Origin of the sequence: Stutzerimonas degradans (assembly GCF_024448505.1) — a bacterium.
Lineage (GTDB): Bacteria > Pseudomonadota > Gammaproteobacteria > Pseudomonadales > Pseudomonadaceae > Stutzerimonas > Stutzerimonas degradans.
Map to the genome: position 1 here is coordinate 131,595 of NZ_JAMOHV010000007.1, position 15,536 is coordinate 147,130.

13 protein-coding genes are annotated in these 15,536 nt (G+C 64.4%); 12 read left to right on the forward strand and 1 reads right to left on the reverse strand.

Going from position 1 to position 15,536, the window contains the following annotated elements; translation table 11 throughout:
* Nucleotides 1–71: 71 nt before the first annotated feature.
* Nucleotides 72–2,000 carry a sigma-54-dependent Fis family transcriptional regulator gene (locus NAV27_RS11445; RefSeq protein WP_102828317.1) on the reverse strand — a complete coding sequence of 643 codons (1,929 nt, stop codon included), beginning with the start codon at nucleotides 1,998–2,000 and terminating at the stop codon, nucleotides 72–74.
* A 392-nt stretch (nucleotides 2,001–2,392) separates the two neighbouring features.
* Here NAV27_RS11445 and NAV27_RS11450 point away from each other — a divergent pair, with 392 nt between their 5' ends.
* From NAV27_RS11450 to NAV27_RS11505, 12 genes are all read left to right on the forward strand, one after another.
* Nucleotides 2,393–2,896 (forward strand): gluconate 2-dehydrogenase subunit 3 family protein, encoded by a 504-nt coding sequence (locus NAV27_RS11450; RefSeq protein WP_102828316.1) that lies wholly within the window; start codon nucleotides 2,393–2,395, stop codon nucleotides 2,894–2,896.
* A gap of 48 nt (nucleotides 2,897–2,944) precedes the next feature.
* Nucleotides 2,945–4,522, forward strand: a complete 1,578-nt coding sequence (locus NAV27_RS11455; protein WP_102828315.1) for a GMC family oxidoreductase — start codon at nucleotides 2,945–2,947, stop codon at nucleotides 4,520–4,522.
* Nucleotides 4,523–4,545: 23 nt separating this feature from the next.
* On the forward strand, nucleotides 4,546–5,535 hold the full coding sequence (locus tag NAV27_RS11460) for a thiamine pyrophosphate-dependent dehydrogenase E1 component subunit alpha (RefSeq protein ID WP_102828314.1): 990 nt from the start codon (nucleotides 4,546–4,548) through the stop codon (nucleotides 5,533–5,535).
* 49 nt (nucleotides 5,536–5,584) lie between these two features.
* Nucleotides 5,585–6,655 carry a 2,3-butanediol dehydrogenase gene (locus tag NAV27_RS11465; protein ID WP_102828659.1) on the forward strand — a complete coding sequence of 357 codons (1,071 nt, stop codon included), beginning with the start codon at nucleotides 5,585–5,587 and terminating at the stop codon, nucleotides 6,653–6,655.
* A 13-nt stretch (nucleotides 6,656–6,668) separates the two neighbouring features.
* Nucleotides 6,669–7,691, forward strand: a complete 1,023-nt coding sequence (locus NAV27_RS11470; protein ID WP_102828313.1) for an alpha-ketoacid dehydrogenase subunit beta — start codon at nucleotides 6,669–6,671, stop codon at nucleotides 7,689–7,691.
* Nucleotides 7,692–7,696: 5 nt separating this feature from the next.
* Nucleotides 7,697–7,930, forward strand: coding sequence for a lipoyl domain-containing protein (locus NAV27_RS11475; protein WP_023444395.1), 234 nt, complete (start codon nucleotides 7,697–7,699; stop codon nucleotides 7,928–7,930).
* A gap of 2 nt (nucleotides 7,931–7,932) precedes the next feature.
* Nucleotides 7,933–8,634 (forward strand): 2-oxo acid dehydrogenase subunit E2, encoded by a 702-nt coding sequence (locus NAV27_RS11480; RefSeq protein WP_077683432.1) that lies wholly within the window; start codon nucleotides 7,933–7,935, stop codon nucleotides 8,632–8,634.
* Nucleotides 8,631–9,398, forward strand: coding sequence for a lipoate--protein ligase family protein (locus NAV27_RS11485; RefSeq protein ID WP_043295727.1), 768 nt, complete (start codon nucleotides 8,631–8,633; stop codon nucleotides 9,396–9,398). The genes NAV27_RS11480 and NAV27_RS11485 overlap by 4 nt, the downstream gene beginning before the upstream one ends.
* A 370-nt stretch (nucleotides 9,399–9,768) precedes the next feature.
* Nucleotides 9,769–11,901, forward strand: a complete 2,133-nt coding sequence (locus tag NAV27_RS11490) for a PQQ-dependent dehydrogenase, methanol/ethanol family (protein WP_102828312.1) — start codon at nucleotides 9,769–9,771, stop codon at nucleotides 11,899–11,901.
* A gap of 165 nt (nucleotides 11,902–12,066) precedes the next feature.
* Complete coding sequence (locus NAV27_RS11495) at nucleotides 12,067–13,335, forward strand: carbohydrate porin (RefSeq protein ID WP_102828311.1); 1,269 nt, start codon at nucleotides 12,067–12,069, stop codon at nucleotides 13,333–13,335.
* Nucleotides 13,336–13,531: 196 nt separating this feature from the next.
* Nucleotides 13,532–14,368, forward strand: coding sequence for an isocitrate lyase/PEP mutase family protein (locus tag NAV27_RS11500; RefSeq protein ID WP_102828310.1), 837 nt, complete (start codon nucleotides 13,532–13,534; stop codon nucleotides 14,366–14,368).
* A 90-nt stretch (nucleotides 14,369–14,458) separates the two neighbouring features.
* Nucleotides 14,459–15,436 (forward strand): SDR family oxidoreductase, encoded by a 978-nt coding sequence (locus tag NAV27_RS11505; protein WP_102828309.1) that lies wholly within the window; start codon nucleotides 14,459–14,461, stop codon nucleotides 15,434–15,436.
* The last annotated feature ends 100 nt before the right edge of the window (nucleotides 15,437–15,536 follow it).

Below are 15,536 nucleotides of genomic sequence, written 5' to 3' on the forward strand. Positions count from 1 at the left end.
CAGCGCCGGCAGCCGTCGCCGGCGCCATTCTCTCCCGAATCCCAACCCTCGCCCCCTAGGAGTCGCCCCGCTCAAACCGGCGGTTCGATACCCTGCAAGCGCATGCGGCGATACACCGTCGGCCGTGAAACACCCAGCTCCCGGGCGACCGCGCTGACGTTCCAGCGCTGGCGCCGCAGCAGGCTGCGCAGGTCGTCGTCCGCCTCCGGACCAGCGGTCGGCACAGCAACGCGCGTCACCGCGTGGGGCAAACATTCCTCAGGGAGGTCGTGCACGGTGATTTCGTTGCCCTCGCAGGTAGCCAGCGCGTACTGCAGCACGTTGCGCAGCTCGCGAATGTTGCCCGGCCAGGGATAGGCCAACAGCGCACTCATCGCATCGCCGCGCAGGTGCGGGGCATTGCTGCGCCCTTGGGCCAGCTCGGCGTAGACCCGTTCGATCAGGTAGCCCTTGTCGGCCCGTTCGCGCAGCGGCGGCAGTTTCAGCAGTGCGCCGTTGAGGCGGTAGAACAGGTCTTCGCGGAACTCGCCGGCCTCGACCATCTGCCGCAGGTCGCGGTGGCTGGCGGCGATCACGCGGAGATCCACTTTGACCGGCCGCTCGGCACCCAGCGGGGTGACCTCGCGCTCGGCCAGTACACGCAACAGGCGCGTCTGCAGATGCAACGGCATGTCGCCGATCTCGTCGAGGAACAGCGTGCCGCCGTCCGCCTGCTGGATCAGCCCACGCATGCCCTTGCTCCGTGCGCCGGTGAAGGTGCCCGGCGCGTAGCCGAACAGCTCGCTTTCTATCAGCGACTCGGGCACCGCACCGCAGTTGATCGCCACGAACGGCGCCTGGCGGCGGCTGCCGCTCTCGTGCAGGGCGCGCGCCAGACGCTCCTTGCCGGTGCCGGTTTCGCCGTTGAGCAGCACGTTGAGCGGCTCGCTGCACAGTCGACGGGCGCGGGCGAGCATCTTGCGCATCGCCGGGTCGTCGTCGGCCAGGGCATCGAGCGCGCAGCGCGGCGCGCCCTGGGTGCGCTCGGCCGGCAGCGACACGGCACGGCGCGGCTCCATCAGTGCGGCGAAGAACAAGCGGTTGTGCCGCTGGGTGCGGAAGGCGCGCACCTGGTCGTGGCTGGCGTAGGGAATGCTGAGGATGTCCGCCAGCTCGCAATCGAAGAATTCGTCGATGCGCGCCCGCGTCAGGCTGCCGAACGGCCCCGGCGTCATCAGCCCGTGCTCGGCCAGCAGGCCGCGGGCGGCAGTGTTGCCGGCCAGCAGCTCGCCGTCGTCGCCGAGTGCCAGCAGGTAGTGGCGGTTGATCAGCACGAACTCGCGCGAGGCGTCGAAGCAGAGAATCGGCCGATCGCGGTACAGGCGCAGGAAGTAGGCATCCTCGATCATCCGCGCGTACTGCTTGACCAGTTGCAGGGCAAAGGTCTGCGAGTCCTTGGACGGCGGCGAATACAGCGCGGAGATATCTAGCACCGCCAGCAGCTGGCCCTGCGGGTTGAACATCGGCACCGCGGTGCAGGTGAGGTTGGTGTGCCAGGCGCTGAAATGGTCGTGCTGGTGGCAGGTCAGCGCCTGCTGTTCCTTGATGCAGGTGCCGACCGCGCAGGTCCCGGCGTGATCCTCGCCCCAGTCGGAGCCAAGGTAGAGACCCGTCTTGCGGTGCGCCTTCTCATCGGCCGGATCGCCGAGAAACTGCACGGCGATGCCACGGCTGTCGGTGAGCAGGATGATGTAGCCGAGTTCAGCAACATGCCGGTAAAGCTGCTCGACGCCAGCGCGGGCGACGTTGATCAGCTCATCGGCGTGGTCCTGGTGTTCGCGCAACACCTGGCGCGGCACGAAACGCGCCTCGGCCGGGCGCGCCGGGTCCAATCCGTAGTCATGCACGCAACGCCGCCAGGAGCGGGCGATGATCGGATCGCGATCACCGAGCAGTTGCGATGCGTTGGCCAGTGACAGCACCGCCTCGATATGGCTAGCAGGGGTTGCAAGCGGCGTCATGCGTCCTCCTCGTCCCGAGGCGCGGTGCTCGGGGCGGATGATTCTTGTTGTTTTCATTTCAGTTCTGCGACTGCGCCAAGAATAAATGAAATGTTCCGGCAGGGAAGTTCAACTTTGGAACATGAAGGCCCAGATAAATTGTTCGTACGTTGTAAAGCACTTTACAACGACGTTACAGGTGTAAAGCCGATGAGCTTTACAGCGCAACTGGAAAGCCGCCGCACCTAGAAATTTAGTTCTTTATTTTCAATGTCTTGAAGAACTAAAAGCGTAATTAAGAAAGTTGGCACGCCATCTGCTCTTGAAGTATTTGCGGAACAAGCCCCCGCATAACAAGAGCGCCGCGTGCCTGCACTTCTTTCAGGCTCCGGCAATAAGTCAGGAGCTGAGCCATGCAAAAACCCAACTGCCATGAAACCGCCATCAATCGACGGCGCTTTCTTTCCCTCTCTGGTCAGACTGCGCTCGCCTTCAGTCTGGCGCAGCTGATTCCCGTGCGCCTGCTGGCCGAGGAAGCGCTGCCGGAGCTGCCACCCGGCCTGCTGCGCATGGGCCGCGACGTGTTTCCCCACGACGCCATCGACGACGCGCATTACGCCCGCCCGCTGGCGGAACTGGCGAACGAGCAGCCGAAACTGGTCGCCGACGGCCTGGCCGACCTGAATCGACGCGCCATCGAGGCCCATGACCGCCCGTTCGAAGCGCTCGATGAAGCGCAGCGCGTTGCCCTGCTGACCGAAGTCGAGCGCTCGCCGTTCTTCAAGGCCGTGCGCAGCAGCCTGATGTTCGGCCTGTACGACAACAAGGCGCTGTTCCCGCTGTTCGGCTACCAGGGCTCGTCGTGGGAATACGGCGGCTACGTCAACCGCGGCTTCGACGATCTGAACTGGCTCTGAGCGCCCGCCCGAACAGCACAACAACAAGAACAAGACGAGGAATACCCCATGGCAACGTTTGCCCAGGACGACGATGGCGTCGTGGTGATCATCGGCTCCGGCGCTGGCGGCGGCACGCTTGCCAACGCGCTGGCCAAACAGAAGATTCGCAGCGTGGTGCTCGAGGCGGGCAAGCGGCACACGCTGGAGGACATCGAGAACGACGAGTGGGCGATGTTCAAGAAGATCTCCTGGCTCGACAAGCGCATCGCCGCCGGCGACTGGCACCTGGCCGAGAACAACCCCAACCTGCCGGCCTGGATCGTCAAGGGCGTCGGCGGCAGCACCGTGCACTGGGCCGGCATCGCCCTGCGCTTTCGTGATTTCGAATTCAAGATGCGGAGCATCAACGGCGATATCGCCGGCGCCAACCTGCTCGACTGGCCGGTGACGCTCGAAGAAATGGCGCCCTGGTACGAGAAGGCCGAGAAGCACATGGGCGTGACCGGGCCGAGCACCGGCATGGCCTATCACCCCTGGCACAACTCCTTCAAGGTGCTGGCCACCGGCGCCAAGCGGGTCGGCTACAAGGAGATTCTCTCCGGGCCGATGGCGATCAACACCGAGCCCTACGACGACCGCGCCGCCTGCCAGCAGATCGGCTTCTGCATGCAGGGCTGCAAGATGGGCGCAAAGTGGTCGACGCTTTACACCGACATCCCGCGCGCCGAAGCCAGCGGCTACTGCGAGGTACGGCCGCAGTCGATGGTGCTGCGCATCGAGCACGACGCCAAGGGCAAGGTGAACGGCGTGGTCTACGCCGACGCCCAGGGCACCATCCAGCGGCAGAAGGCCCGGGTGGTCTGTGTGGCCGGCAACTCCATCGAGTCACCACGGCTGTTGCTCAACTCCGCTTCCTCGATGTTCCCCGACGGGCTGGCCAATTCCTCCGGCCAGGTCGGCAGAAACTACATGACCCACACCACCGCCGGCATCTTCGCCGTGATGCCCAAGCCGGTGAACATGCACCGCGGCACCACCTGCGCCGGGGTGATCTCCGACGAGTCCTACAACGACCCCTCACGCGGCTTCGTCGGCGGTTACCGCCTGGAAATCCTCGCCCTCGGCCTGCCCTTCCTCTCCGCTTTCCTCGACCCGACGCCCAAGGGCTGGGGCCGCCAGTTCGCCTCGCGGATGGAAAAGTACAACCACATGTCTGGCGTCTGGCTGTGCGGCGAGGACCTGCCGCTGGAAAGCAACCGCATCACCCTGCACGCCACCGAAAAGGACCAGTACGGCCTGCCGATCCCGGTGGTGACCAAGAGCGATCACCCCATGGATGCCGCCATGCGCAAGCACGGCGTCGCCGCCACCGCCAAGTGTTACGAGGCCGCCGGCGCCACCGACGTGATCGAGCTGCCGCCCTACCCGGCCAGCCACAACATGGGCACCAACCGCATGAGCGCCAAGGCCCGTGACGGCGTGGTGAACAAGTGGGGCCAGAGCCACGACATCCCCAACCTGTTCGTTTCCGACGGCAGCCAGTTCACCACCAGCGGCGGCCAGAACCCCACCCTCACCATCGTCGCGTTGGCCCTGCGCCAGGCCGAGCAGATCGGCCGGCTGCTCAACGAACGCGCGATCTGACCACCAACACAAGGGAGTCGACCATGACCCAGCCCAACAACTCGCAGCGCCTGTGGATGTACGAACAGATGCTGACCAGCCGCTACATGGAGGAATCCATCGAGCGCATCTACATGGAAGGCAAGACGCCGGTGTTCAATATGGCCAAGGGGCCGATTCCCGGCGAGATGCACCTTTCCAATGGCCAGGAGCCCTGTGCGGTGGGCGTCTGTGCCCACCTGAACGCCGAGGACATCGTCACCGCCACCCACCGCCCGCACCACATCGCCGTGGCCAAGGGCGTCGACCTCAACGAGATGATGGCCGAAATCTTCGGCAAGGCCACCGGGCTTTCCGGCGGGCGCGGCGGGCATATGCACCTGTTCGATGGCCGGGTGAATTTCTCCTGCTCGGGAATCATCGCCGAGGGCATGGGCCCGGCCGTTGGCGCCGCATTGTCGCGGCAGATGCAGGGCAAGCCCGGGGTGGCGGTGTCCTTTATCGGCGAGGGCGCGGCCAACCAGGGCGCCTTCCACGAAACGCTGAACCTCGCCGCGCTGTGGAAGCTGCCGGTGGTGTTCGTCATCGAGGACAACGCCTGGGGCATCTCGGTGGCCAAGGCCAGCGCCACCTGCATCAAGCAACACCACGTGCGCGCCGCGGCCTACGGCATGCCCGGTGTGTTCGTCGAGAACAACGACCCGGACGGCGTGTTCCGCGCGGCCGGCGAAGCCATCGAGCGCGCCCGCGCCGGGGGCGGCCCGACCCTGATCGAGATCGAGACCTACCGCCTGGCCGGCCACTTCATGGGCGATGGCGAAACCTACCGCCCCGAGGGTGAGAAGGACGGCCTGATGAAAAAGGACCCGATTCCCGGCTACCGCCAGCGCCTGATCGACGAAGGCGTGATGAGCGAGACGCAGGCCGAGGACATCGCGGCGCGTGCCCGCGGGCGCATCGATGAAGCCGTGCAGTTCGCCCGCGAAAGCCCGTACCCGCGGCCGGAAGAAGCGCTCGAGCAAGTGTTCGTGTGAGCCCGCCCGACAACAACACGAGGAACACCCCATGAACAGCCAAGCCACCATGACCGCCGCCGTCTGGCACGGTCGCAAGGACATTCGCCTGGAACAGGTGCCGCTGCCCGGCGCGCCGCAACCGGGCTGGGTGCAGATTCGCGTGCACTGGTGCGGCATCTGCGGTTCCGACCTGCACGAATACCTCGCCGGCCCGGTGTTCATCCCGGTGGACGCGCCCCACCCGCTCACCGGCATCAAGGGCCAGTGCATCCTCGGCCACGAGTTCTGCGGTGAGATCGTCGCCACCGGTGACGGCGTCGAGGGTTACGCACCGGGCGACAAGGTCGCCGCCGATGCCTGCCAGCACTGCGGTCAGTGCCGTTTCTGCAAGACCGGCCAGTACAACCTCTGCGAGCAGCTGGCCTTCACGGGTCTGATGAACAACGGCGCCTTCGCCGAATTCGTCAACGTACCCGCCGAGCTGCTCTACCGCCTGCCCGAAGGCTTTCCGCTGGAGGCCGGCGCGCTGATCGAACCACTGGCGGTCGGCATGCACGCGGTGAAGAAGGCCGGCAGCCTGCTCGGCGAGACGGTTGTGGTGGTCGGTGCCGGCACCATCGGCCTGTGCACCATCATGTGCGCCAAGGCCGCCGGCGCCGGCCAGGTGATCGCCCTGGAAATGTCCGCTGCGCGCAAGGCCAAGGCGCTGGAAGTCGGCGCCACGCGGGTCATCGACCCCAGCGAGTGCGACGCCATCGCCGAGATCAAGGCGCTCACCGGCGGCTACGGCGCCGACACCTCCTTCGAGTGCATCGGCCACAAGGCCACCGCCAAGCTCGCCCTCGACGTGATCCGCAAGGCCGGTCGCTGCGTGATGGTGGGCATCTTCGAGGAGCCCTCGGAATTCAACTTCTTCGAGATCGTCGCCACCGAGAAACAGGTGATCGGCTCGCTCGCCTATGCAGGGGAGTTCGCCGACGTCATCGCCCTGATCGCCGACGGCCGCATGGACGTCACCCCGCTGATCACCGGCCGCATCGGCCTGGACAACATCCTCGAGCAGGGCTTCGAGGAGCTGGCCAACCACAAGGACCGCAACGTCAAGATCATCGTCAGCCCCAGCGCGCTGGCCGGCTGAGCAGGAGACCACCATGACCACAGCAGTAAAGGAAAGAAAACTCACCGTCGCCCGCGCCATGGCCGAAGCCGTGGCGCAGGAGATGCGTCTGGACCCGCGCGTATTCGTGATGGGCGAGGACATCGGCCAGCTCGGCGGTGTGTTCGGCAACACCCGTGGCCTCTATGAAGAGTTCGGCAAGACGCGCATCCGCGACACGCCGATCTCCGAAACGGCCTTCATCGGTGCCGCGGTGGGCGCCGCTTCGGACGGCATGCGGCCGATCGTCGAGCTGATGTTCGTCGACTTCTTCGGCGTCTGCATGGACGCCATCTACAACCTGATGGCCAAGAACACCTACTTCTCCGGCGGCAAGGTGCCGGTGCCGATGGTGCTGATGGCCTCCACCGGTGCCGGCTACTCGGACGCCGCCCAGCATTCGCAGTGCCTGTACGGCACCTTCGCCCACCTGCCGGGCATGAAGGTGGTGGTGCCGAGCAATGCCTACGACGCCAAGGGCCTGATGACCGCGGCGATTCGCGATGACAACCCGGTCGTCTACCTCTTCCACAAGGCGCTGCAAGGCATGGGCTGGCTGGGCACCGAGAAAGGCGCCACGGTGCCGGTGCCGGAAGAGCCCTACATCGTCGAGATCGGCAAGGCCAGGACCGTGCGCGAGGGCCGCGACGTCAGCCTGGTCAGCCTCGGCGCTGGCGTGCACCACGCCCTGCGCGCCGCCGCGCTGCTGGAAAAGGATGGCGTCAGCGCCGAGGTCATCGACCTGCGCAGCCTGGTGCCGCTGGACCGCGAGCACGTCATCGCCTCGGTACGCAAGACCGGCCGACTGATCGTGATCGACGAGGACTACCACAGCTTCGGCGTCAGCGGCGAAATCATCGCCAGCGTCGTCGAGCACGACATCGGCATGCTCAAGGCACGCCCGCAACGGGTGGCCTTCCCCGACATCCCCATCCCCTTCACCCCGGTCATGGAGCAATGGGCCCTGCCCAACGCGGACAAGATCGTGGCCGCCTATCACGCCATGCATAAGGAATGACGTTTATGAGTACCCCCATCGTGATTGCAGACGACCTCTGGGAAGGCGACGCCGAAGCGGTGATCACCTCCTGGCTGGTCAGCGACGGCGCCGAAGTGGCCGCCGGTGACCTGGTCGCCGAGGTCATGTCGGAAAAGGCCCAGTTCGAGATCGAGGCGCCGGCTGCCGGCGTGCTGAAGATCATCGAGGAAGAAGACGCGGTGATCGCCAAGGGTGCGGTCATCGGCCAGGTGGAATAGCCATGACTCGACTGGAAATCCTGCCCGAGCGCGCCCCCGAACGGGTGCCGCTCAAGGGCATGCGCAAGATGATCGCGGCGAAGATGCACGAAAGCCTGCAGACCACCGCGCAACTGACCCACCACAGCGAATGCAGGCTGGATGCGCTGAAGACCCGCCGCGCCGAGCTGAAGGCCGAGGGCAGCGCGGTGTCCGTGCAGGACCTGTTGCTGCTCAAGGTGATCGAGACGCTCAAGGCCCACCCCAGCCTCAATGCCACGCTGGAAGACGAGGTGATTCACCAGCACGCGGCGGTGCATCTGGGCCTCGCCATCCCACTGCCGGGCGACCTGCTGGTCGCCCCGGCGCTGTTCAGTGCCGAACAGCTGGACGGCGAAGGCCTGTGCCAGGCGCGCAAGGCGCTGGTGGACAAGGCCCTGGCCGGCAAGCTGTCGGTCAAGGAACTGACCGGCGCCACCTTCACCGTATCCAACCTGGGGCTGTCGCGGGTGCATCACTTCACGCCGATCCTCAATCCGCCGCAGGTAGCGATTCTGGGTGTCGGTGGCATTCAGCGGCGGCTGGAACTCGGGCCGAGCGGCGAGCTGATGGAAGTCGAGTGGATGGGCCTGTCGCTGACCTTCGACCATCGCGCCGTCAACGGCTCGCCCGCGGCGGAGTTTCTCGATGATCTGTGCCGGCGTATCGAGGAGCACGCGGTATGAACGGCATCGCCCGGTTCAGCGTGGCAGCCGGTCTGAATGCCGAGCGGGCCTTGCTGCAGCGCGTCTGCGACGGACTGTTCGACTGCCAGCTGCTGCTCTGGCGCCCCACCGGCCAGGCGCTGGTGATGCCCGGCAGCTTCGAGCGCCGGCCCGGCTTCGCTCTGGCCAGCCAACGCTGCGCGGCGCAGGGCTGGCCGATCCTGCTGCGCGATACCGGCGGTGAACCGGTGCCGCAATCACCGGCCGTGCTCAATGTCGCCCTGGCCTGCGCCCTGCCGGCCAGCGACGAGATCGACAGGCGCATCGTCGTCGCCTACGAGCGTCTCCTCGATCCCCTGGCGCTGTGGCTAGCCGAACATGGCCTGCGGGCCGGAGTCGGCGCGGTGCCGGGTGCCTTCTGCGACGGCCGCTACAACCTGACGCTGGAGGGCCGCAAGCTGGCCGGCACCGCGCAGCGCTGGCGGCGCAGCCGCGACGGCCGCCCGGCAGTGCTCGCGCACGCGGCCCTGCTGATGGACGACTGGCGCGAGCCGATGGCCGAAGTCGTCAACCGCTTCTATCACGCCTGCGCCAGCGACCTGCGCTGCCAGGCCGACAGCCATCTGGCGCTCGGTGAGCGGCTGCCAGGCGCCTGGAGCGAAGCCGAGTCACTGTCCGACCGCTATCAACGTGTGCTGGCCTGGCAGGGTCTGGAGCTCGGCGCCCGCCCCTTGCCGTGCCCGGTCGCAAGCACGGTCGCCGGTCCACCCTCCCCCTTGCTTTGAACAACAACACGGCCGTCAACCGATCCGGCCATACATCGGAGGAAACACCATGAGCTACCCCACCCCCTCCCCGCCCAAAGGCAGCCTGCCCGGCCAGCGCGGGTATCCAACACTTCGCCCTGCCAGTCCAGGCGAAGCGGTGACATTTTTCCGTGGCTCGTCACCGCAGCGGGTCACAACGGCGAAGCAGGCCATATAAAAGTTTAAATAAATAATTTGAAAAGCCGTGATATGCGCATGCCATTACGCGCTATCACGGGGCGCAATACCGATACCGACTTAACAACAAAAGAAACACCACAAGAGCCTTTATTCATAAATGCTCGTTGTACCCACGCACGCCTGAAACCCTAAACAAGGAATAATAAAAATGAAATCCAAACAGTCAAACCTAAGGGTGCACCTAATCATGGCTGCCTCGCTTTTTGCGATCACGCCGCTGCATGCATCAGACAGAGTCATTACCGACAAGGAATTATCTGATGAATCAAATACTGCTGATTGGCTGGCTTATGGGCGAACGCACTCCGAGCAGAGGTTCAGCCCTCTCAAAGACATCAATGTAGATAACGTCAGCCAGCTCAAGCCTGAATGGTACGCGCCGCTGCCGGACCGTTCCGATATGGTCGGGACGCCCTTGGTGGTCGATGGCGTCATGTATTACGTGGGTGAAATGAACAGAACCCGTGCATTCGACGCTCGCTCGGGCAAGATGCTTTGGGAATATGATCCGCAAGTTTCCAAAGAGATCCTCGACAACAACATGAAGAAGGTCTTCTGGAAGCATAATCGCGGCCTTTCAACCTACGGCGACAAGTTATTCATTGCCACCTGGGATGGCCGCCTGATTGCAATCAACCGAAAAGACGGCAAGGAAGTCTGGCAGACCCGTACCTTCGATCACGACCAGCCGTTGAATATCACCGGCCATCCCAAGGCCTTCGACGGCAAGGTATTCGTCGGCAATGGCGGAACCGAACTTGGCCCGATGCGTGGGTATGTAACTGCCTACGATGCCGAAACCGGCAAACAGGTCTGGCGTTTCTATATCGTTCCCGGCAATCCTGCCGATGGATTCGAGGATGCCGCTCAGGAGATGGCGGCCAAGACCTGGAGTGGCCGGTGGTGGGAGAACGGCGGCGGCGGTAATGCCTGGCACGGCTGGACGTACGACGCCAAATACAACCAGCTCATCTTTGGTACAGGTAACGGCGGCCCCTGGAACATCAAGGTGCGTAGCCCGGAGGGTGGCGACAACCTGTTCCTGTGTTCTGTCGTAGCGGTAGATGCGGATACCGGCGAATACAAATGGCACGTACAAACTGCCCCAGGCGACACCTGGGACTACAACTCGAACATGGACATCGTGCTGGCCGATTTGAAAATCGATGGCAAGGATGTTGATGCGGTACTGCATGCGCCGAAGAACGGCTTCTTCTATACGATCGACCGCTCAAACGGCAAGGTACTGTCCGCCGAGAAATTCGCAGACGCCAACTGGTCAACCAAATATGACCTGAAAGAACAGCGCCATATTGTTGCTGAAGGCGCGAGATATCCTGATGGCGAGAAGAATATCTACCCCTCGGCATTCGGTGCGCACTCATGGCATGCGATGTCTTACAACCCCGAGTTGAATCTCGCCTTCATCCCCACCAACCACTTGGGCAACACCTTCAAGGACAATGGCAAGGACACGAAGCCTGGCCACAAGATGGCGAGTCACAAACTCTACCTGGGGCTGACTGGTTGGGAATTGACCAAAGACCCGCATGAATCACGCGGCTCCCTACAGGCCTGGGACCCGATCAAGAATGAGCGTGTGTGGCAAGTCAACCAGAAGAGCCCATGGGGTGGCGGAACCTTGACCACCGCCGGCAACCTGGTTTTCCAGGGCCAGCCTGACGGCCTGTTCAAAGCCTACGATGCCCGCACCGGCGACGAACTCTGGTCCTATGACGTGGGCCTCGGTATCTCTGCGCCACCGATTACCTACAAGCTCGATGGCAAGCAGATGGTTTCCCTGCTGGTGGGCCCCGGTGGTGCATTGGCCTCCAACTTCGGCGGCTCCGGTGAACTGGGTTTTGAAAGCCATGGCTGGAAATATGGTGCGCATGAGCGCCGCATCATGACCTTCTCGCTGGACGGAAAAGCGGTTATCCCCAAACAGCCGGCACCGCAGCTTGCCAAACCCATTATCGATGCGAAGTTTGAGATCGATGCCAAGAAAGCAGAGGCCGGCGCGGGTGTTTTTGCGGAAAACCTCTGCGTTGGTTGTCATGGCGCCGGAGCTGTTGCGGGTATGAAAGCACCCGACCTGCGGGAGTCGCCGATATTGCTCAAAGGCAATGAAAAGGCCTTTGAGAGTGTCGTTCGCGGTGGCGCGCTACTTGCCAACGGGATGCCTAAATTCCCGGATTTGACAGACGCAGAGCTTGAAAGCATTCGCCATTTCGTTCGCAGGCAAGCGCACGATGGAGTGAAGTCTGGCGGCGGACATTAGGCCAGCAATTCAAACGCCAACTGAACAAACCGGTAACGCCAACTAGCAATGTAGTCAGGCGTTACCAATGGGCAGAAGTGCACGCGAATATCGTTCATTACATAGGCCTTGCAACTAACGATATTCGCTGCACGCCGCACCGTTACATCCCAAAGGATCAAAACAATGACAACCAGCCTGCGCTTCGGCAGCGGCCTTCTCGCCGCCTGCCTGTTCACTGCTGCCCACGCGGCGGACTACTCACCCGACCAGTTCCTGCTCGGCGACTGGAACGGCAGCCGCACCCGCCTGCATGAGGCCGGCGTCGATCTGCAGATCACCTACGTCAACGAGCTGGCCTGGAACACCCAGGGCGGCGATGACCACACCGGCACCTACTCCGATCAGTTGATGTTTGATGCCGCGCTGGATCTGGAGAAATTACTGGGCTGGTCCGGCGCCGGTTTCCGCTTCACGGTGGTCAACCGCAACGGCGAGAACCTCAACGCCGAGGCGGACCTCGACGTGCTGCTGCAACCGCAGGAAATTTATGGCTACGGCAGCACCACACGGCTGGTGCAGTTCTATTACCAGCAGGCGCTGCTGGATGACCGCCTGCTGGTCAAGCTCGGTCGTCTGCCCATGAGCGGCGAGGTTTTCCCCTTCGCCTGCCCGTTCCAGAACCTCGGTTTCTGCGGCACGGTGCCCGGCTACATCACGCCCAACTGGTACACCTGGCCGATCAGTCAGTGGGGCGCCACCGCGCGTTATCAGTTGAACGAAGAATGGTCGTTGCAGACGGCGCTCTATCAGGTCAATCCGCGTTTCACCGAGCGCGGGCAGGGCCTGAACTTCGGCAGCCCGTCGGGCACCACGGGCTACCACGCGGTCGCCGAACTGGGTTGGACGCCGACCTTCGCCGGCCAGCCCGGCGCCTATCGGCTGGGCCTGTGGCGCAATACCGGCGACTTCGAGGATGTCTATCGGGACGCTGCCGGGCGTCCGATGGCGCTTTCCGGCGCGCCGGCCGCCGAGCATGACCAGGCCAGCGGCGGCTATCTGATGGCCGAGCAGCAGCTCTGGCAGAGCACCGCGGTGGCGGCCAGGCGCTTCAAGCTGTTCGCCCATTTCATCCAGTCCGACCCGGACGTGACCTACATCGAGCGGGTCTGGCAGGTCGGCGGCATCCTTTCCGCCCCTTTCGCCGGCCGCCCCGACGACGAAGTCGGCCTGGCCCTCGCACGGCTGGAAGTGAACGACGATTCGCGCCGCCGTCTGCGCGAACAAGGCGAGCCGGTACCGGACAGGGAGTACCCCGCCGAACTCTACTACCGCATCGCGGTGACCCCGGCGGTTTCGCTGAGTCCGAACATCCAGTACTTCCACCAACCCGGCGGCTATGCCGATGAGCGGGACAGCGTCGTGTTCGGCTTGAAGACCGTCATCAGCTTCTGAGCTGTTGGCACCCTTTGCGAAGCACCCGTCGTGCGCCAATTGGCGAGTTGAGACTAGGCTTGCTGGTCTGACTTGCCTGCATCGAACCGGTGCCACGTTTGCCCGCCCCTTCGTTCTTGCCCTCGCCGGCAGCGCAGCCTGGTTGCGCTGCCGGCGAGCCCGGAAGGCGAAAGACGGCGGCGCCAAGGAGAACTTCGTGAACCCTCCCAGTGTTTCGCAAAAGCGCGCCGCCTTTCGCGCGCTGCATCAGTCCGGTTGTTTCGTGCTGCCTAATCCGTGGGATGCCGGCAGCGCCAGCGTACTGGCCGGGCTCGGCTTCAAGGCGCTGGCCACAACCAGTTCGGGCTACGCCTGGTCGTGCGCCCGTGCGGATGGCCAGCTGCCCCGCGACGCGGTGCTGGCGCACCTGCGCTGCATGGCCCAGGCCACCCACCTTCCGCTGAACGCCGATTTCGAGAGTGGCTTTGCCGACACGCCCGAAGGCGTCGCTGAAAACGTGCGTTTGGCGATCGAGACCGGCGTGGCCGGCCTGTCCATCGAAGATTCGACCGGCGATGCGCAGGCACCGCTGCGCGACATTTCCGAGGCGGTCGAGCGCATCGCGGCCGCGCGCGCTGCGATCGATGCGCACGGCGGCGATACCGTGCTGATCGGCCGTGCGGAAAACTTCTTCGTCGGTCGCGCCGATCTCGACGACGCCATTTCGCGCCTGCAGGCCTATGCCGCTGCCGGCGCTGACTGCCTGTATGCACCGGGCATCCGCACGCGTGAGCAGATCAGCGCCGTCGTCGCCGCGGTCGCGCCTAAGCCGGTCAACGTGCTGATCGGCTGGGACAGCGAGCTGACCGTGCAGGACCTCGCCGACCTTGGCGTCCGACGCATCAGTGTCGGTGGCGCCCTGGCGCGGGCGGCTTGGGGCGGCTTTCTGCGCGCGGCACGCGAGCTCGCCGGGCACGGCCGCTTCGACGGCTTTGCCGATGCCGCCTCCGGTGCGGAACTCGACGCGCTGTTCGGCAAGCCGGGCCGGCCGTGAAACACCGGATAGCGGGCATTTGGCCACAGGTGAAGGGAACCCTGTGCCTGCGCGTGCCTCTACTGCTCGAACGTTTGCAAGGCGAAACGAATGAACAACCCTGACCGTCCGGTGGTAGTGATCTGCGGTGCCAGCGCCGGTGTCGGGCGTGCTGCTGCCCATGTTTTCGCCGCTGCCGGTTATTCCATCGGCCTGGTGGCGCGCAGCGACGAAGGTCTGGCGCTGACGCTGGAAGAGTTGCAGCCGTACGAGGTCGCGACGCTGGCGATCAGTGCGGACGTGGCCGACGCGCAACAACTGAACAGCGCTGCGCAGCGATTCGAGGCCGAACTCGGCCCGGTGGACGTCTGGATCAACTCGGCGATGGTGACGGTATTCGCCCCGGTCGACCAATTGCTGCCGGAAGAGATACGGCATGTCACCGAAGTGACCTACCTGGGCACTGTGCACGGCACGCTGGCGGCGCTCGAGCTGATGCGTCCGCGCAACCGCGGGCTGATCATCCAGGTCGGTTCGGCGCTGGCTTATCGCGCCATTCCACTGCAATCGGCCTATTGCGGCGCCAAATTCGCGGTGCGTGGTTTTACCGACTCGCTGAGGTGCGAGCTTATCCACCACGCCAGCAAGATCAGGCTGTGCATGGTTCAGCTGCCGGCGATGAACACGCCCCAGTTCGACTGGGCGCGCAACAAGCTCGGCAAGCGCGTTCAACCGGTCCCGCCGATCCACGATCCTTACGTCGCGGCGCGAGCCATCTTCAATGTGGTGAACGCGCCGCCGCGCGAGTTGTGGCTCGGGGCGCCGACCATCAAGGCGATCATCGGCACGCTGTTTTTTCCGGGGCTGCTCGATCGACTGCTGGCGCGCAGCGCCTGGTCCGGCCAGATGAGCGGCGACACGGAGCTGGCGCCGCAGGCGGGCAACCTGTTCGAGCCGGTCAACGGGCTGCACGACGCGCGCGGCCGGTTCGATCGCAATTCGCGCCAGCGTGCGTGGGGCCTGAGTTCGAGCCATGTCATCGCCGTGCTGATCGTCGCCACCGCGCTGGTGGCCTTGTTGATTCCGTAGCACGCACGGCCCGGTCCTTCTTCATAGAAAACCGGGGTCGCGGCTCAGCTCGTCCGTGAGCTTCGTCCCGCGCCATTCGATGCGTTGCGCGTTGCGGCCG